At 62.8% G+C, this 18275-nt stretch carries 19 protein-coding genes; 10 read left to right on the top strand and 9 right to left on the bottom strand.

Annotated elements, in window-relative coordinates; all coding sequences use genetic code 11:
• Positions 1–188: 188 nt before the first annotated feature.
• The 7 genes from AC1Z3V_RS18935 to ubiE form a co-directional block, all read right to left on the bottom strand.
• Positions 189–674 carry a nucleoside deaminase gene (locus AC1Z3V_RS18935; protein WP_483501053.1) on the bottom strand — a complete coding sequence of 162 codons (486 nt, stop codon included), beginning with the start codon at positions 672–674 and terminating at the stop codon, positions 189–191.
• Between the two features lie 108 nt (positions 675–782).
• The gene (locus AC1Z3V_RS18940) at positions 783–1376 is read right to left on the bottom strand and encodes an ankyrin repeat domain-containing protein (RefSeq protein ID WP_483504113.1); all 594 of its coding nucleotides are present in this window, start codon (positions 1374–1376) and stop codon (positions 783–785) included.
• A 491-nt stretch (positions 1377–1867) separates the two neighbouring features.
• Positions 1868–2647, bottom strand: a complete 780-nt coding sequence (locus AC1Z3V_RS18945) for an SDR family oxidoreductase (RefSeq protein ID WP_483501055.1) — start codon at positions 2645–2647, stop codon at positions 1868–1870.
• A 166-nt stretch (positions 2648–2813) separates the two neighbouring features.
• Entirely contained in the window at positions 2814–3074 is a 261-nt protein-coding gene (locus AC1Z3V_RS18950) for a hypothetical protein (RefSeq protein ID WP_483501057.1), read from the bottom strand.
• 159 nt (positions 3075–3233) lie between these two features.
• Positions 3234–3761 carry a GNAT family N-acetyltransferase gene (locus AC1Z3V_RS18955; RefSeq protein ID WP_483501059.1) on the bottom strand — a complete coding sequence of 176 codons (528 nt, stop codon included), beginning with the start codon at positions 3759–3761 and terminating at the stop codon, positions 3234–3236.
• A gap of 224 nt (positions 3762–3985) precedes the next feature.
• Complete coding sequence (ubiB, locus tag AC1Z3V_RS18960; protein ID WP_483501060.1) at positions 3986–5560, bottom strand: 2-polyprenylphenol 6-hydroxylase; 1575 nt, start codon at positions 5558–5560, stop codon at positions 3986–3988.
• 5 nt (positions 5561–5565) lie between these two features.
• The gene (ubiE, locus tag AC1Z3V_RS18965) at positions 5566–6342 is read right to left on the bottom strand and encodes a bifunctional demethylmenaquinone methyltransferase/2-methoxy-6-polyprenyl-1,4-benzoquinol methylase UbiE (RefSeq protein WP_483501062.1); all 777 of its coding nucleotides are present in this window, start codon (positions 6340–6342) and stop codon (positions 5566–5568) included.
• Positions 6343–6515: 173 nt separating this feature from the next.
• On the opposite strand from ubiE, the gene mutM reads away from it, so the two are divergent.
• From mutM to dnaA, 4 genes are all read left to right on the top strand, one after another.
• Complete coding sequence (gene mutM, locus AC1Z3V_RS18970; protein ID WP_429810963.1) at positions 6516–7406, top strand: bifunctional DNA-formamidopyrimidine glycosylase/DNA-(apurinic or apyrimidinic site) lyase; 891 nt, start codon at positions 6516–6518, stop codon at positions 7404–7406.
• A gap of 50 nt (positions 7407–7456) precedes the next feature.
• Positions 7457–8230 carry an enoyl-CoA hydratase gene (locus tag AC1Z3V_RS18975; protein WP_173515320.1) on the top strand — a complete coding sequence of 258 codons (774 nt, stop codon included), beginning with the start codon at positions 7457–7459 and terminating at the stop codon, positions 8228–8230.
• 301 nt (positions 8231–8531) lie between these two features.
• Positions 8532–8798, top strand: a complete 267-nt coding sequence (gene rpsT / locus AC1Z3V_RS18980) for a 30S ribosomal protein S20 (protein ID WP_034797494.1) — start codon at positions 8532–8534, stop codon at positions 8796–8798.
• Between the two features lie 1038 nt (positions 8799–9836).
• Positions 9837–11282 carry a chromosomal replication initiator protein DnaA gene (gene dnaA / locus AC1Z3V_RS18985; protein ID WP_483501065.1) on the top strand — a complete coding sequence of 482 codons (1446 nt, stop codon included), beginning with the start codon at positions 9837–9839 and terminating at the stop codon, positions 11280–11282.
• 258 nt (positions 11283–11540) lie between these two features.
• Here dnaA and gcvA read toward each other — a convergent pair whose 3' ends face one another.
• Entirely contained in the window at positions 11541–12470 is a 930-nt protein-coding gene (gene gcvA, locus AC1Z3V_RS18990; protein ID WP_483501067.1) for a transcriptional regulator GcvA, read from the bottom strand.
• Positions 12471–12631: 161 nt separating this feature from the next.
• Between gcvA and AC1Z3V_RS18995 the strand changes: the two genes are divergently transcribed.
• The 6 genes from AC1Z3V_RS18995 (at position 12632) to AC1Z3V_RS19020 (ending at position 16949) form a co-directional block, all read left to right on the top strand.
• Complete coding sequence (locus AC1Z3V_RS18995; protein ID WP_483504114.1) at positions 12632–13564, top strand: DMT family transporter; 933 nt, start codon at positions 12632–12634, stop codon at positions 13562–13564.
• A gap of 123 nt (positions 13565–13687) precedes the next feature.
• The gene (locus AC1Z3V_RS19000) at positions 13688–14062 is read left to right on the top strand and encodes a YciI family protein (RefSeq protein ID WP_483501069.1); all 375 of its coding nucleotides are present in this window, start codon (positions 13688–13690) and stop codon (positions 14060–14062) included.
• Positions 14059–15333, top strand: coding sequence for an RNA polymerase sigma factor (locus AC1Z3V_RS19005; RefSeq protein ID WP_483501071.1), 1275 nt, complete (start codon positions 14059–14061; stop codon positions 15331–15333). Before AC1Z3V_RS19000 ends, AC1Z3V_RS19005 begins: the two co-directional genes overlap by 4 nt.
• Before the next feature lie 75 nt (positions 15334–15408).
• Positions 15409–15822 carry a DoxX family protein gene (locus tag AC1Z3V_RS19010; protein WP_483501073.1) on the top strand — a complete coding sequence of 138 codons (414 nt, stop codon included), beginning with the start codon at positions 15409–15411 and terminating at the stop codon, positions 15820–15822.
• Positions 15823–15855: 33 nt separating this feature from the next.
• Positions 15856–16221, top strand: coding sequence for a DUF1801 domain-containing protein (locus AC1Z3V_RS19015; RefSeq protein WP_483501075.1), 366 nt, complete (start codon positions 15856–15858; stop codon positions 16219–16221).
• 113 nt (positions 16222–16334) lie between these two features.
• Positions 16335–16949, top strand: coding sequence for a glutathione S-transferase family protein (locus AC1Z3V_RS19020; protein WP_483501077.1), 615 nt, complete (start codon positions 16335–16337; stop codon positions 16947–16949).
• 75 nt (positions 16950–17024) lie between these two features.
• On the opposite strand, the gene hemW is transcribed toward AC1Z3V_RS19020, so the two are convergent.
• Positions 17025–18209 (bottom strand): radical SAM family heme chaperone HemW, encoded by a 1185-nt coding sequence (gene hemW / locus AC1Z3V_RS19025; RefSeq protein WP_483504115.1) that lies wholly within the window; start codon positions 18207–18209, stop codon positions 17025–17027.
• Positions 18210–18275: the final 66 nt, after the last annotated feature.

The raw sequence follows: 18275 nt of genomic DNA on the forward strand, positions 1-18275 counted from the left end.
AGGGAAATCGAACGCGAGATTCTCTTTGCGACTACATCCAGCGCGTGTGCAAGGCAAGGGGGATCAGCCATCGTCAGCCGATGAACCGGCGAGGGAACTGGCTTTCCCACTCCGCTTGGACCAGTACAGAAAACCGAGGCCGCCATCGGTCGTGGCCACCTCAGATGGCACGGCTGCGCTTGTCCCCGCTATTGGACTGCCGGCCATTTGGTCCCCTGCCGTTCCTGCCAAGCCGCATAGAGCGGCACCGCGCCGGTATCGTCGACCGGCACATGGCGGAAGCGCATGGCCTGCTCGGCAAGCGGCTTTGCCAGTTCGGCGTAGATCGCCGCCGTCGAGAGCCCGAAGGGTTCTGCATCGGCGTTCGAGTTCGCATAGGCGATCTCGGTGATCCCGGCCATGCGCATGGCCGCCAGACACATCGGGCAAGGCTGGCCGCTGGCGTATACAGCGGCACCTTCGAGCCGCGGGGAGCGAAGATTTCGAGCGGCGGCGCGCAGCGCGTTGAGTTCCGCATGCGAAGTCGGGTCCCCGGTCGACAGCATCTCGTTGACGCCGCGGCCAACGATCTCGCCGTCCTTGACGACGATCGCGCCGAAGGGGCGACCGCCTTTCTCGATGTTGCGGCGGGCGAGCGTTACCGCCTCGGCCAGATAGGTCTGTTCCTGGTTCATGGGAGACTCCCGCTAGAGCAATTCCCGGAAAAGTGTGAAGCGGCTTTCCGTCCGGAATTGCGTAATTCAGAGGTTCGATCGTTCCGCCGGTTCCAAGAGCGAAACGGTCTAACGGGCACCGGCGTCGACCAGCAGCTTTTCAATGCGGTCGTAGCCGCGCTGGCGCGCATGGCTCAGCGGGCCGATGCCGTCGCCGTCGGCAAGGTTGACGTCGGCGCCGGCCTTGATCAGCAGCCGCACGATCTCGGTGTGTTTTTCGCCGCCGGTGCCGAGGATGATCGCCTCGAGCAGCGCCGTCCAGCCGAGTCGATTGATGTGATCGACGTCGACGCCGGTATCGATCAGCGTCTTGACGGTCTCGACATGGCCGCGCTCGGAGGCGGGAATGAGTGCCGTGCCGCCATAGCGGTTCGTGCTCTTGAGGTTGGCGCCATTCGCGAGCGTCAGCTTCAGGATTTCGAGATGGCCACGGGCGCCGGCGTAGAGATAGGGGCTGTCCTGGATCTTGTCCTTGGCATTGACGTCGGCGCCGGCCTCGATCAGGGCGCGCGCCGCATCGACGCGGTTTTCATGGGTGGCGACGAGCAGGGCTGTTGCGCCGCTGGCATCGCGGGTCTCGATGCTCGCGCCTCGCTGCAGCAGCGATTTGATCTTGTCCGCATCACCGGCTTCGGCAGCAGAAATGAGTTGGGTTTCGAGCATTGAGGCCCCCACGGCTGCAGGTGAAAGGCCGAGGGCGGCGATCGATGCGCCGACCAGCGAGCCGAAAAGTCTTTGTCGCATTTCGTCTTTCCGATCATGCCGAACGGTCGGACGCCCCACCGACCGCAGCGATTTCGGTTGAGAGCAGGTTCGGAACCTGGGAATGGTTGCCCCTGGTACCGCTCTCGCTCATTGCGATCTCGTGCTTACTTGAATTGGTCCGTGACCTTTTCAAGGGCGCAAGACATGCGTCTTTGCCGAACGCCTCCCGCGTCCGGCATTTGCCCTCCGCGCGAACCATAGGTGGCCGAGAGTTTATTTGGAAATTAAATCTATGAATGAGTAAAAGTGGAAATTTGAATGATCTTGCCTGTGGTGGCCGGCTGCAAGTGCTCCTTAAATCGAGGTCGATTTAAGGAGACAGGCAGCAGGCGAGCTGTGATCCGACGATTGGATCACAGCTGCCACAGGTGGATAGGTTCAGCACGGCGTCAGAGCATCGAGCGGCTGAGGCCGCCGTCGACCGGGAGCGCGACGCCGGTGACGTAGCTTGCCTGACGGCTGGCGAGGAAGGCCGCGGCTGCCCCGAATTCCGCCGGTGTGCCGTAACGCCCGAGCGGGATCTCCCGCTGACTGCGCGCCGCGACCGTTGCGATATCGACGCCTTCGCTCTCCGCATCCATCCGGTCGAAACTCAGGGTGCGGTCGGTGGCAAGCCGCCCCGGGAGAAGCAGATTGACGGTCACGCCATCGGCTGCGACCTCGCCGGCAAGCGTCTTCAGCCAGCCGGCGACCGCACTTCTGAGCGCATTCGAAGCGGTCAGCCCGACAATCGGCTCGCGGATGCTGGTGGAGGCGACGGCGATGATGCGTCCGAACTGCTGCTCCCGCATGTGAGGCAGCAGCCGTCCGGTGATGCGCATGCCGGCCAGCACCATGGTTTCGAATTGCGCGCGCCAGAATTCGGGTTCGATCGTCGAGGCAGCCGAAGGGGGCGGTCCGCCGCCATTCAGCACCAGAATGTCGATCCCGCCGAAATCGGCTTCGAGACGATCCAGCAGGTCGTCGAGCATTTCAGATTTCGAGAGGTCGAGCGCGTAGCCCCGCGCCGACGGGCCGATGTCGCTTGCCACCTTGGCGGCCGATGCCGCATCGCGACCGGTCAATGCAACGGCGACGCCTTCACTTGCCAGCGCCTCGGCGATTCCGCGGCCCAAACCCTTGCTGCCGCCGAGCACCAGCGCGCGTTTTCCAGCAATACCAAGATCCATGACCGCTTCTCCTCGATGTGGAATTCAAGAATGACCAGGACTTGGAGCTACTACAGATTTGCGCGAAGCGGAATCGAATTACCGTCGGCAAGTCACGAGGGCGGACAACGGAAAGCCCGGCCGGAGAACCGGCCGGGCTTTTGCCCCTCGCCCTCTTTGCTGCTGATCAGCGGCAGATGCGAATTTTCTTGAAGTAAACGTTGCCGTAGTGGTCGTAGCGCTTGACCTTCTTGATGAAGCAATAGGGCTCGTCTTCGTAGTAGTAGGGTCCGTCGTAGTAGTCGCCGACATAGCCGACATGTCCGCCCCAGCCATGGCCGTAATGGCCGTCGCTGAAGCCGATCGAGAAACCGCCGGCCTGCGACGGAGCGGCAAAGGAGACGGCGGCGGTGACGGCAACAGCGGCTGCGATGATGAACTTGCGCATGATGTTCTCTCCTCTGGGTTGGTTGGGATGAGCCTTCGTCATCCATGAGCAGAAGATCGCATGGGGCCGATATATTCGCAGTTCCGGATGGAACAGGCTGAAGCCGGTGGTTGCGGAGGAGCGCGATCCACCGGCTGTAGCGGTTGTCGACCGTCGACTCTAGATGCGCTGTGCCGCTGGCGTGCGGATACGCGCCATGGCGAAAACGTCCGCCAGCACGCCGTTCCTGAGCGCATAGGCCCGGTGCGTGCCCTCCATCTCGAAGCCCGCCTTGCGATAGAGTGCGATCGCAGGCTCGTTGTCGGTGAACACGGTGAGTTCGATGCGGCTGATGCCCAGCCAGTTGTCGGCAGCGTCGATCAGAGCTGTAAGCAGAGACTTACCAATACCTTCGCCACGGTGATTGTCGTCGACGCTGATGCCGAGGGCGGCCGAATGGTGTCGGCGTCCCTTGCTGCGATGCAGGCCCGCCATGCCGACGATCCGACCATCGCGTTCGGCAACGATGACCGCGTCGTCGTCCGATCGGGTTTCCATCCACTTGCGAGTCTGCTCCGGGGTGGAAAAGGGCAGACGGAGTGTTCCGGATCGGATGCCCGGCTGATTCATCAGGGCGGCAACGGCCTCCCAGTCGACGACGCGCGCCGCGCGGATGCTGATTTCAGGAGGAGCGTGCGTTTCGGTCATTGTTTCCTCTCTTTCGTCCGAGGAAACAGGACCCAACCCCGCTCGCCTCGGCAGGGTTGGTGGGGGACTTTCGCTTAGCTTAGCGCAACAGGTCTCCCGCACACCCCTGGGGTATGCGTGCAAAGCACCATTGCGATCATCGAGCGATTGTCCATGGCGGAAGAATAGCAAGCGAAAGTAGAAAGACAAGTGCGCACACGTCGGATGCCCGGCGTGAAGGTCGATCAGGTCACCTGCCAGGCGATGTAGACGAGTGTGGTGGCGATCAGCCACAGCGCCACACGGCCGGAACGCGTGTGTCTGGCTTCCGCCTTGCCGATCGCGTGCGCAGTCTCCGCGTCGAAGCGCAGGCCGTTCGCGCTCATCGCCATGATCTCGCTGGAGAACTTTTCCGTGCGGGCGGCGATTTCTGGGGCGGCCTCCGCAAGTCGCAGTGCCGCATGCAGGCCATCGCGCAAATCGGTGACGATGCGCTTCGGTCCGAGATTGTCGCGGATCCACTTGCCGACGACCGGTTCGGAGGCCTTCCACATGTTGAAACGCGGGTTGAGGGTGCGCGCGACCCCTTCGACGACCACCATGGTCTTCTGCAGCATCACCAGTTCAGGGCGCGTCTGCATGTCGAAGAGTTCGGTGACCTCGAAGAGCAGGGTGAGGAGCTTCGCCATCGAGATGGTTTCGGCCGGCTGGCCGTGGATCGGCTCGCCGATCGCGCGGATTGCCTGGGCGAAGCTCGCTGCATCATGGTGCGATGGCACGTAGCCCGCCTCGAAATGCACGTCGGCGACGCGCTGGTAGTCGCGGGTGATGAAGCCGAACAGGATCTCCGCCAGGAAGCGGCGCTCCTTCTTTCCAAGTCTTCCGACGATGCCCATGTCGACGGCGACGATATGGCCGGCTTCATCGACGAAAAGGTTGCCCTGGTGCATGTCGGCATGGAAGAAGCCATCGCGCAGCGTGTGGCGTAGGAAGGACTGGATGAGCGTTTCGGCGAGCTGGTTGAGGTCGTGGCCGGCAGCCTTCAGCCCCTCGATATCCGACATCTTGACGCCGTCGATCCACTCCATGGTGACGACGTCGCGGCCGGTCCGTTCCCAGTCGACCTTCGGCACGCGGAAGCCGGAATCGTCCTTGGTGTTTTCGCCGAGTTCGGAGAGGGCTGCCGCCTCCAGCCGGAGATCCATTTCGATCTTGGTCGTCTGCTCCAGCGTCTTGGTGACCTCGACCGGCTTCAGCCGCCGCGTATAGGGCAGGAAGCGCTCCTGCATGTGGCTGACGAGATACATCGCCTCGATGTCGGAAGCGAAGCGCTGGCGAACACCGGGGCGGATGACCTTGACCGCGACCTTTTCCGGCCCGCCGTCGCGCATCACGATGGCCGGATGCACCTGCGCGATCGAGGCGGCCGCCATCGGCTCGGAAAATTCGGCATAGAGGTCATCGACCCGCCGGCCGAGCGAGCCTTCGATCGCGGCCTTCGCTTCTGTCTGCGGGAAGGTCGCCATGCGGTCCTGCAACAGCGACAGGTCGGCTGCGAACTCCGCGCCGACGACATCGGGGCGGGTCGCCAGGAACTGGCCGATCTTCACATAGGAAGGGCCGAGGCGGGCGACGGCGCGCGATAGCCGGTCGCTGCGTTCCTCGCCCAGCACCCTGCGGCGCGCGAGCAGTCCCGCCACCTTCTGGGCGAAGCGGGCAAAGGGCGGCAGATGCTCCGATGGAATGGCCGAGACGACGCCTTCGCGCACGAGAACCCAGCCGATCCGCGCGAGGCGGACATATGCTCCAGGCGTGCTCATCGGGATCAGATTTTCCAGCCGGAATGCAGCGCTGCGATGCCGCCGGTGTAATTGGTGAAGGAGACGCGCGAGAAGCCGGCTTCCTTGATCATGGTGGCGAAGTCGCGCTGGTTCGGGAACTTGCGGATCGATTCCACCAGATACTGGTAGGGAGCCTCGTCGCCGGTAATCAGCTTGCCGAACTTCGGGATCGCGTTGAACGACCAGGCGTCATAGAAGCGATCGAGCAGCGGCATCTCCACTTCGGAGAATTCCAGCACCAGCAGGCAACCACCGCGCTTCAGCACGCGGTAGGCCTCCTTCAGCGCCACGTCGATGCGCGGCACGTTGCGGATACCGAAGGCGATCGTATAGGCATCGAAGGAATTCGCCTCGAAGGGCAGTTCCTCGGCATTGGCCTCGACGAAATCGAGGTTGGCGGAAAGCTTCTTCTTCTCCGCGCGTTCAGCGCCGACGGCGAGCATCGAGCCGTTGATGTCGAGCACGGTCGCATGCGCCTTGCGGTCGGACGCCTCGATGATGCGGAAGGCGATGTCGCCGGTGCCGCCTGCAACGTCCAGCACCCTATAGTCTTCGCGGCGCGGCGGGTTGAGCGCGGCGATCATCGCGTCCTTCCAGGCGCGGTGCAGGCCGGCCGACATCACATCGTTCATGATGTCGTAGCGCTTCGCCACCTTGTGGAATACGTCGTTGACGAGCGGCTGCTTTTCGCCGGCGTCGACGTTGCGGAAACCGAAAGATGTTTCCATGCCGCCATCGGCCGATACGCGCTGATCCGTCATACGAAGAACTCCATCTGAACCAATTTTTCCGGCACCATAGCGAAAAGGCCCCATCCGCGCTATCTCGTGGACGGGACCGCGCCTGCGGCATAGCGCACCCCTATAGGATAAGAAGGCCGCCAAGGAAATGCCAGCCGCCGTATCCCGGTGGCTGAGATCGCAGGAGTGCATTTATGCCGGAGTTGCCCGAGGTCGAAACTGTCAAGCGCGGCCTGGCGCCGACCATGGAGGGCGCGCGGATCGTCAATGCGGAGTTGCGCCGAGCGGACCTGCGCTTCCCGTTTCCGGAGAATTTCTCCTCGACCGTTGCCGGCCAGCGCATCGTCTCGCTGTCGCGCCGGGCGAAGTACCTGATGATCGATCTGGAAGCGGGCGACGTGATCATCGCCCATCTCGGGATGTCCGGTTCCTTCCGTATCGAGGCAGGGCCGGCTGCGGCGACGCCGGGCGCGTTTCATCATCCGCGGGGCAAGGACGAGAAGCACGATCACGTCATCTTCCATCTCGACGGTGCCGACGGCCCGGTGCGGGTGATCTACAACGACCCGCGCCGTTTCGGCTTCATGGATCTTGCCCGCCGCGACACGGTGGCAAGCCACGCCTATTTCCGCGCACTCGGCGAGGAGCCGACCGGAAACGCGCTCGATGCCGCCTATCTTGCCGCGCGCTTTTCCGGCAAGGCGCAGCCGCTGAAAGCGGCATTGCTCGACCAGAAGAACATCGCCGGTCTCGGCAACATCTATGTCTGTGAGGCGCTCTGGCGCTCACATCTGTCTCCTTTGAAGCCTGCGGGTGAACTCGTCGACAAGCGCGGCAAGCCGAAAGACGGGCTGCTGCGACTGACGGATGCGATCCGCGAGGTCATCGCCGATGCCATCGCCGCCGGGGGCTCGTCGCTGAAGGACCATATCCAGGCGGACGGATCGCTGGGGTACTTCCAGCATTCCTTCTCCGTCTACGACCGCGAAGGAGAGGCTTGCCGCACGCCGGGTTGCAACGGTACGGTCGCCCGTGTCGTGCAGGCGGGCCGCTCGACCTTCTATTGCCCGCATTGCCAGAAATGAACGCCGGCCGTCCGCGGCCTGGCATCTCGAATGAACCGGAGGAAACAGGAATGACCTACGAAACGCTGCTGGTCGAAACGCGCGGCCGCGTCGGCCTCGTGACGCTCAATCGTCCGCAGGCGCTGAATGCGCTGAATTCGACCGTCATGCGCGAGCTCGCCGCGGCGCTGAAAGCCTTCGACGCTGACAAGGAGATCGGTGCCGTGGTCGTCACCGGCTCGGAAAAGGCCTTTGCCGCCGGCGCCGACATCAAGGAGATGCAGTCGCTCGATTTCGTCGACAGCTATCTCGGGGATTTCATCGGCGGCTGGGACCAGGTGGCTGCGGCACGCAAGCCGGTGATCGCAGCCGTCTCGGGCTATGCGCTCGGCGGCGGTTGCGAACTGGCGATGATGTGCGACTTCATCATCGCCTCCGAGACCGCGAAGTTCGGCCAGCCCGAAATCACCCTCGGCGTCATTCCCGGCATGGGCGGCTCCCAGCGCCTGACGCGTGCCGTCGGCAAGGCGAAGGCGATGGACCTGGTTCTCACCGGCCGCATGATGGATGCGGCGGAGGCGGAACGCGCGGGACTCGTTTCGCGTGTGGTGGCGCCGGAGAAGCTGATGGAGGAAGCGCTGGCGGCTGCCGAGAAGATCGCATCCTTCTCGCTGCCGGCGGTCATGATGGCGAAGGAGGCGGTGAACCGCTCGCTGGAGCTGACGCTCGCCGAGGGACTTCGTTTCGAGCGGCGGCTCTTCCACTCGCTGTTTGCGACCGAAGACCAGAAGGAGGGCATGGCCGCCTTCGTCGCCAAGCGCAAGCCGGAGTTCAAGCACCGCTAGAGCGGGATGAGAAAAGTGCGCGCGGTTTCCCGTCCGCATCCCGCTCAAGCTTGTGAGTAACGGTCACGTTATGGTTTTGGATCGCCCGGACCCCAAGACCATCGTGATCCAAGCCAAAGGGGACTCGTAGATTCTGGAAATTGCGCGTTGACGGGGCGGCCGTTTCCCGCTATACGCCGCCCTCAGTTTGGAACGCCATTCTGGGCTTTCCGGAAATACTCCCGAATTGCTTTGATGACAGGTCGCAGTGACCCGGCACGGCGAGGGCGGAGTTGATGTCAGTTTTCGAAGAGAGGCACCAATGGCCAATACAACTTCGGCGAAAAAGGCGACCCGCAAGATCGCACGCCGCACCGCAGTGAACAAGGCCCGTCGTTCGCGCGTTCGTAACTTCATCCGCAAGGTCGAAGAAGCGATCGCTACCGGCGATCAGGCAGTTGCAGCCGCAGCGCTCAAGGCAGCTCAGCCCGAGCTGATGCGCGCAGCCACCAAGGGCGTTCTGCACGCCAACACTGCATCGCGCAAGGTTTCGCGTCTTGCACAGCGCGTGAAGTCGCTTTCGGCCTAATCCGGCTAAGAAAAATCTGTTAATGAAAAGCCCGGCCCTTGCGCCGGGCTTTTCGGATTCATACTTCTGTCATCGCGATGGTTAATCCGGCAGTATTACCTTGTGTCAGTGCGATGACAAATTTTTTGAAATAAATTCAATGACTTACGAGAGGTCCTTATCAAGTGGATGTCTCTGGTTGGGGCTCCTCTGACGCCTGAATGAGTCAAGCGATTTTTTATTTTTTTTCTTTTTCGCCAGCTAAGCAAAGGCTGAAAAATCAAAACCCTTGATTCAACAGCGATTCTTCGCGGACTCGGAATGCGGCAAGCAAAAGGCAGGCTGAGAGTCAACGGTCAGTGCTTAAGGTTGCTTAAAAATCGCGATTGATCTTGCCCATCGATCCTGCCTAAATGCCCTCCACAGGGGACACGGACCACATCTGTAAAGGAAGCAGAAGACGCCATTTCGAAGAAATGGTTTCGATGTTTCTGTCCTTTGTATCAGGGCGGCTCCGCGTCGTTCAATCAGACAAGTCGAAGGTGAAAAACCGGATGGTTCGTTCCACTCCGGATGAGAAGCTTTCGACCTATGGTTGTGATGGAGTGCTCATATGTCGACGGCGGGTGCAAGCGGCACTCGGCGCACGGCAAAGTCCAACGCGCGGCTCGACGCTTCGTACGAGGGTGCGAAGAGCTGTTGACGAGGAGGAGGATCCGAGGCGGTGCGGGAAGCGCACCGGAGGATTGTTGACAAGAGGCGCGAGGGGACATCCTCCGGCCACAAGGCGGGTGGATGCGCGTAGCGCGCAGCGAGGCGGGAGATGAGGAGCCCGGCGTCGACTGCGACTGTGACGTTCGGCGAATGCGGCATGGCCTTCCGAGGCGCCGCGGGCGACGGACATAAGAGATGACGCCGGCAGCGATGACGGCATCTGAACATGAATTGGAAGGCGGCAAAATGCAGATGAATTTGGTGACGGCGGGCGCACTTCAGAAAGAAGGAGACGCATTCCAAGCCGGAAGCAATCTATCTCAGGCGGCGGGGGAAAAATTCGACATGAGGCACGACGCACTGTTCGAGCGGGTAAGTGCGCGTCTCAAAGCTCAAGTCGGTCCGGATGTCTTCGCAAGCTGGTTTGGGCGTCTGAAGCTCCATTCCGTATCCAAGAGCGTCGTGCGTCTCTCGGTGCCGACCACGTTCCTGAAGTCCTGGATCAACAATCGTTATCTCGATCTCATCACCTCTATCTTCCAGCAGGAAGACGGCGAGATTCTGAAGGTCGAGATCCTGGTGCGCACCGCGACCCGTGGCGCCCGGCCGACGACACAGGAAGAAGCGCTGCCGCAGGCAGCCGAAGCGGCTCCGGCCGCACCCGCACGCCGTCCGGCAGCAGCGCAGCCGGTTGCGACCGTTGCCGCAGCCGCGGTCGCGAGCGTTCAGAGGCCGGCCCAGGCGCCGCTTTTCGGCTCGCCGCTCGACCAGCGCTATAACTTCGAGAACTTCGTCGAGGGTTCCTCGAACCGCGTGGCGCTTGCCGCCGCCCGGACGATCGCGGAAGCCGGCGCCGGTGCGGTGCGGTTCAATCCGCTCTTCATCCATTCGAGCGTCGGTCTCGGCAAGACGCACCTCCTGCAGGCGATCGCCATCCAGGCGCTGCAGAGCGCGCGTGCACCGCGCGTCGTCTATCTGACGGCCGAATATTTCATGTGGCGTTTCGCCACCGCCATTCGCGACAACGATGCGCTGTCGCTCAAGGAGTCGCTGCGCAACATCGATCTCCTGATCATCGACGACATGCAGTTCCTGCAGGGTAAGTCGATCCAGCACGAGTTCTGCCATCTCCTGAACATGCTGCTCGATTCCGCCAAGCAGGTCGTCGTCGCCGCCGACCGCGCGCCGTGGGAGCTGGAGTCGCTCGACAGCCGCGTTCGTTCGCGTCTCCAGGGTGGTGTTGCCATCGAGATGGACGGCCCGGACTACGACATGCGCCTCGAAATGCTGAAGCGGCGGCTGGAAGTCGCCCGCCAGGAAGACGGATCGCTCGACATTCCCGGCGATATCCTGAGCCATGTCGCCCGTAACGTGACGGCGAGCGGTCGCGAACTGGAAGGCGCGTTCAACCAGCTCCTGTTCCGCCGCTCCTTCGAGCCGCAGCTTTCGATCGAGCGCGTCGATGAGCTGCTCGGCCATCTCGTCAATGCCGGCGAGCCGCGCCGCGTGCGGATCGAAGACATTCAGCGCGTCGTCGCCAAGCACTACAACGTCTCGCGCCAGGAGCTCGTCTCCAACCGCCGCACCCGCGTCATCGTCAAGCCGCGCCAGATCGCCATGTATCTGTCGAAGACGCTGACCCCGCGCTCCTTCCCGGAGATCGGCCGTCGCTTCGGTGGACGCGACCACACGACGGTGCTGCATGCCGTGCGCAAGATCGAAGAGTTGATCGCCGGCGATACCAAGCTCAGCCACGAGATCGAGCTTCTGAAGCGGCTGATCAACGAATAGTCGCGGGACTGTTCCAGGAAATTGGCCCGGCTTGCCGGGCCTTTTTCGTTGGCATCACTTCCTTGTTCCATCGAAACGATGAAGTCGGCGCAATTGCGGACGGAGACTGCTTCACGCTTTTCTTGGGCTTGGAGCGGCTCTCAAAGAGTGTCGCGATCTCTCCGATCCGCCGCTTGCGCTTTAAGTTCTTGATGTTTCGGCTGTCGCTGTCGCAAGGCCGCTGCGCACTCGCGTGCGAAAAGCTTTAGCGCGCCGCCTTCAACGTCGGTCGCTGCGGCGATCTGATCGTTGGTCCTCGATGATCTGCCGTGCTCGCGCTTCCGCGACGATCCAGGCGCGGAAGGCGACGACCGGCGGTCGGTCGAGGGCGGCCGGCGGGTAGACGAGGTGATAGGCAAGGCCGGTCATCACGCCCTCGGGGAAGGGGGCGACGAGCAGGTCTTCCGCAAGCTCGCGCGCCACCAGGGACAACCGCACCAGCGCGACGCCGTCTCCGGCTTTCGCCGCCTCGATCGCGCCGTTGCTGTTGACGAAGACCGGCCCGCGCCCGGGGTCCACTCCTTCGACCCCCGCCGCCTCCAGCCACAGCCGCCAGTCCTGGCGGTGCACGTCGTGCAGCAGCGCGTGGCGGGCGAGGTCGCTGGGCGTGTCGAGCGGCTGCTTGGCCCTGAGCGCCGGGTGGATGACTGGCACCGGGTCGTCGTCGATCAGGCGTTCGCTGACGAGACCGTCATAGCGACCGAGCCCGTGCCGGACGGCGACGTCGACGCCGTCATTCTCGAAATCCGTCAAACGGTTCGTGGTGCTGATGCGGACATCGATTCCAGGCACCTGCTGTTCGAAAGCGCCGATGCGCGGCACCAGCCATTGGGCGGCGAAGGTCGGCGTGCAACTCACCGTCAGCACCGGGGCACGTTTGCGTGCGGTCAGTTCCTCGGTCGCCTCCCGCATCATGCGGAATGCCCGCCGGAGCGTCGAAAAATAGATGCTGCCGTCTTCCGTCAGAACCAGTTGCCTCGGCCGCCGCTCGAAGAGCGTCACGCCGAGTGTCTGCTCCAACTCCCGCACCTGCAGGCTGACGGCCCCGGGCGTGACATTGAGTTCGCGCGCCGCCTTGGTGACGCTGGCGTGTCGCGCCGTTGCCTCGAAGGCGCGAAGCGACGCGAGTGAGGGCAGGGATGTCGCCATGGTTTAATCAAACTCAATCATGCGTCGAGAAATGATCGTTTGTTCCATACCTAATATCCTGAGAATAATGCAGCAATGTCAAGGCAATCGAAGCCGCTATGATTTAGTCAGGCAAACAAAAGAGGGTTACGGTCGTGGTGCAAGAAACTCACGCCAAGGTCATGGGCGCCCGGGAATGGGGCATGTTGATCCTGTTGTCCATCCTATGGGGCGGTTCCTTCTTTTTCATCGGCATCGCCGTCAAAGTGCTGCCGCCTTTTACGATCGTGGCGCTGAGGGTCAGTCTCGCGGCGGTCGCGCTGCTCGTTTTCGTGCGCTTCGCGGGATTGTCGATGCCGCGGGATCCGCGCGTGTGGCTGGCGTTCTTCGGCATGGGGCTGCTCAACAATCTCATTCCCTTCTCGCTGATCGTCTGGGGTCAGACGCATATCGCCAGCGGCCTCGCCTCGATCCTCAATGCCACCACGCCGCTCTTCGGCGTGCTCGTGGCCCATCTCCTGACCGACGACGAGAAGCTGACCGTCAATCGCTTCGCCGGGGTGGTCGTCGGATTCCTTGGTGTTGCCATGATGATCGGTCCGGCGGCACTCGGCGGGCTCGGCTCGAACCTCCTTGCCCAGTTCGCCGTTCTCGGCGCGGCGCTCTCCTATTCGCTGGCCGGCGTATTTGCCCGCCGCTTCAAGCGCATGGGCGTTGCACCCCTGGTTACCGCGACCGGCCAGGTCTCGGCAGCCAGCGTGATGCTGGTGCCGCTGTCGCTCCTCGTCGATCATCCCTGGACGCTCGCCATGCCCGGCCTCGACGTATGGGCAGCGATCGTCGGTATCGCCCTGGTCTCGACCGCGCTCGCCTACGTCCTGTTCTTCCGTATCCTGGAGACGGCCGGAGTCACCAACCTGATGCTTGTCACCTTCCTGATCCCTGTCAGCGCCATCCTGCTCGGCGCAATGTTCCTGGGCGAGACGCTGGAGCCCAAGCATTTCTTGGGCATGGCGCTGATTGCGGTGGGCCTTGCGGCGATCGATGGGCGCCTTCTCCGCCTCTTGCGTCGGCCGGCTGTCGAGCCCAACTTGGAATGCCGCGAGAACGCCTGAACGTTCACGCTCACACGTCTTGCGGGCCGGTAGGCGAAAGCACTACCGGCCCTGTTTTTTTCACCGGAGTTGTCGGCTATCTGTCGATGCCATCGTCTTTGAACCGAGGAGCAGGTGAGTTCCATGCTTTACGCCGTGTTTTGCTATAACCAAGAAGATGTCACGAGTGCCTGGAGCAAAGAGCAGGACGAAAAGGTCATGCGTGATCTCGCAGCCGTCCAAAGCAAATATGCCGATGCTGGCAGACTTGGACCGGTGGCGCGCCTGCAGCCGACAACGGCGGCAATGACGCTTCGGCACAGCCATAGCGAGACGATCGTCACCGATGGCCCGTTTGCCGAGACGAAGGAACAGCTACTCGGCTTCTATGTCGTCGATTGCGCATCTCTCGACGAAGCGCTCGAGTTCGCTCGTGATTTGAGTTCTGCCAACCCGGCCGCCGGCTCCTACGAAATCCGACCTCTTGCCCTCTACAAACCCAGTGAGCTTGCTTCATGACAGACACCGCCTGGATAGACCTCGCACTCGTTTCAGCCCGGCCGCAGGCTGTGGGCGCATTGCTGCGCTATTTCCGCAATCTGGATACGGCCGAGGAAGCGTTTCAGGAGGCCTGCATCCGGGCTTTGAAGACATGGCCGAAGAGCGGGCCGCCGCGCGATCCTGCGGCGTGGTTGATCTTCGTCGGCCGCAACAGCGGCATCGACAAGGTCCGGCGCCAGTCACGCGAGACGGCGCTGCCGCCCGAAGAAATGCTCTCCGATCTCGAGGATCAGGAAAGCGGTCTCGCTGACCGGCTGGATGGGTCGCAGTATCGCGACGATATTCTTCGGCTGCTGTTCGTCTGCAGCAATCCCGCACTCCCCGCCACGCAGCAGATCGCTCTGGCGCTGCGCATCGTCTCGGGCCTTTCCGTCAAGCAGATCGCCCGCGCCTTTCTCGTCAGCGAAGCGGCGATGGAGCAGCGTATCACCCGCGCCAAGTCCCGCGTCGCGGCCGCTGGTCTTGCCTTCGAGACGCCTGATGCAGCCGATCGTGCCGACCGGCTCGCCGCCGTCGCAACGATGATCTATCTCGTCTTCAACGAAGGCTATTCGGCGATGAACGGCCCGGAAAGCGTCTCGGCCGATCTCTGCGAGGAGGCGATCCGCCTTGGGCGCCTGCTGCTGCAGCTCTTTCCCGCGGAACCGGAGATCATGGGGCTGACGGCGTTGATGATGATCCAGCATTCCCGTGCGCGCGCGCGCTTCGATGCCGATGGGGCAGTCATCCTGCTCGAAGATCAGGATCGCGGATTGTGGAACCGGCCGCTGATCAACGAAGCGCTGGCGCTGATCGACAGGGCGATGCGCCATCGCCAGCCCGGCGCCTATCAGATCCAGGCGGCGATCGCTGCCCTGCACGCGCGGGCCGAGCGCCCCGAGGATACCGACTGGGCGCAGATCGATCTGCTGTACCAGGCGCTCGAAAGGCTGCAGCCCTCGCCGGTGATCACCCTCAACCGCGCCGTGGCGGTATCGAAGCGCGACGGTCCGCAAGCAGCGCTCGCCATGATCGAGCCGCTGGCCGACAAACTGTCCGGTTACTTCTATTTCCACGGCCTCAGCGGACACCTCCTGAAGCAACTCGGCAAGGTTCGCGAGGCGCGCGTCGCATTCGATCATGCCATCGCGCTCGCGACCAATGCCGCCGAGTGCGCCTATATCCGCATGCAACTCGACAAGCTCGGCGAGGAGCCGGGCATCGAAATCGGCCACGCCGAAAAGAGATAAAAGTTCGGTGGCTCTGTCGGGATCGGTCGCGCAGCTTCGTCCTTGGACCGAAACGAGATCCAAGGAGAGACACCAATGAACACCAGTCTTGTCATGCCTGTTCCGACGGCAAGGTCCGTCATCCTCGGCCGCGTTCTGAGTGGCGTGCTCGTCGCGTTCCTGGTTTTCGATGCGGCAATCAAGCTCGTGCCGCTTGAGGTCGTCACCGAAACCATGGTTGCCCTCGGCTATCCCGCGGATTCGGACCTGGCGCGACTGCTCGGTGTGCTGACGCTTCTCTGCACGCTGCTCTATGTGATCCCGCGGACTTCGATCCTCGGTGCCATTCTGCTCACCGGCTACCTCGGTGGCGCCATGGCGACGCATTTGCGGGCGGGTAGCCCGCTCTTCACCCATCTGCTCTTCGGCTTCTATCTCGGCGTCATCGCCTGGGGCGGCTTGTGGCTCAGAGACCCGCGGCTACGCAACCTGATCCCGTTCAGGAACTGACGGCCGCCCTAGCCGAACGAGTGAGAAACGACCATGACCAAGACTGTCGAAGACTACATTGCCGGCCTTTCGGGCGTTCCGGCAGACGTCGCGAAACGCCTGCATGCGGCGCTCATTGCCGCAGGCGGGCTCACCGATATCGTCAAATGGGGCCACCCCATCTATGAGGCCGGTGGGCCCGTCTGCCTGTTCAAGGGGGCAAAGGACCACGTGACCTTCGGCTTCTGGCGCGGAGCCGATATGCTCGATCTCGACTCCCGTCTGGAAAAGGGCGGCGGCAAGGGCGACATGGCCTATATCCGTCTGCGCGCGATAGACGATGTCGACGATGGCCAGGTCGCCCGGCTCGTCGCCAAAGGCATCGCGCTCAACTGGCTGAAGGGCGATCCGATGAAGTAGCGCTTCGCGATACAAACTTGCAGTAAGACCGGTAAAACAGAGCGCCTTTATCGGCGGTAATGCAATATCTCTTCGCGGGAACAGGAATTCACGCCGGATCCCGCGAGGCAAACATGATCCTCTATTATCAGACCCATTCTCCGTTCGCCCGCAAGGCGCTCGTCTTCGCGCACGAGATCGGTCTTGCCGACCGGCTGGAAGTCATCCACCACGAGACCAGCCCGACGCGGCGCAACGACGCAGTCTACGCCGAAAACCCGCTCGGCAAGGTTCCGGTGCTGCTGCGGGAAGGGCAGGAGCCGATCTTCGATTCCGATGTCATCTGCGCCTATCTCGACACGCTGCACGACGGGCGCAAGCTGATCCCCGAAAGCGGCGAGCCGCGGTGGCAGGCCCTGCGCATGCAGTCGGTGGCGCAGGTCCTTGCCCAGACCGGCATCGGTTTGCGCTGGGAATGGGAGAGGCGCCCGGAGCACCTGCGTTATCCGGAACTCGCCAAGGGGTACCAAGAGAAGATCGAGGCGACTTACGATTGGCTGGAGCAGGTGTTGTCGCCCGGGGGAGACGTCGATATCGGGCAGATCGCGCTCGCCACGACGCTCTCCTGGATGGCATTTCGCAACCTGCCGTCGTTCCGCAGCCGCCCGCGGCTGACCGACTGGTTCAATGCGTTCGAGCGGCGGCCGTCCATGCGGGCGACGCCGCTGTCGGGCGAGACGTTCGATTGAGCCGGCGAAAAGCGCCTGTAGCCGTTCCAGGCGAAGTGTGACGCGGTTTTCCGTCCGGAATTGCGTCCTATCGGCTCAGGGACAGGCGAGGTCGGCAACCACCGCATCGAGGATCAGCATGCCGGCCGGTGTGCAGCGCAGGCGCGAGTTGCCGAGCCGCTCGATGAAGCCGTTGTCGATCAGGAACTGTTCGCGCTCCGGGTCCGGATCGCGCCCGGAAAGGCTCTGCCAGCGGGCGAGGTCGACGCCTTCTTTGAGGCGCAGGCCCATCAGCAGCAATTCGTCGGACTGCGCTTCGAGATCGAGCGCTTCGCGCTCGATCATGCCGTGGCCGTAGGTCTCGACAAGACGCAGCCATTCCTCCGGCTTGCGTTCGGTGGCGGTCGCGATCTTGCCGGGGCCGACGCTGAGGCGGCCATGGGCGCCGGGGCCGATGCCGGCATAATCGCCATAGCGCCAGTAGGTGAGGTTGTGGCGGCTTTCCGCGCCCGGTCGGGCGTGGTTTGAGACCTCGTAGGCCGGCATGCCGATCGACGCCGTGATGTCCTGCGTCGCCTCGTAGAGCACGGCCGATTGCTCGCCATCAGGAACGATGAGCTTGCCGGCCTTGTGCAGCCCGTAGAACGGCGTGCCTTCTTCGATCGTGAGTTGGTAGAGCGACAGGTGGTCGACCGCATAGGAGACGGCCTCCTTCAGTTCGCGCTCCCACTCCTCGACCGTCTGGTTGGGGCGGGCGTAGATCAGGTCGAAGGACATGCGTGGGAAGATCTCGCGGGCCAGCCGGATCGCCTTCAGCGCATCCTCGACATTGTGCAGCCGCCCCAGGAACTTGAGGTCGCGGTCGTTCAACGCCTGGACGCCGAGCGAGACGCGATTGACGCCGGCAGCGCGATAGCCGTGGAAGCGCGTCGCCTCGACGCTCGAAGGGTTGGCCTCCATGGTGATTTCGATGCCGTTGGGCACATGCCAGTGGCGAGCAATTCCCTGCAGGATCGCGTCGACCGTCGAAGGCTCCATCAACGACGGCGTGCCGCCGCCCATGAAGATACTGGTGATGCTGCGCGGACCGGAAAGCTCACGCGCTTCCTGCATTTCCTTCAGGAAGGCGGAAACGAAACGCGGCTGGTCTACCGGCTGGTGACGCACATGGCTGTTGAAGTCGCAATAGGGGCATTTGGCCGCGCAGAACGGCCAGTGTACATAAACTCCGAAACCGGGGTCCATGCCGTCACCGATCGCCGTTAGCGTGGCCGTCTGCATCGTTGCGTCTCTCATGGTCACTTTCACAGGGAGCGGGAGTGGGCGGAAAGCCGCCCACACTTTTCC

Source organism: Ensifer sp. 38_S197, from assembly GCF_056924495.1.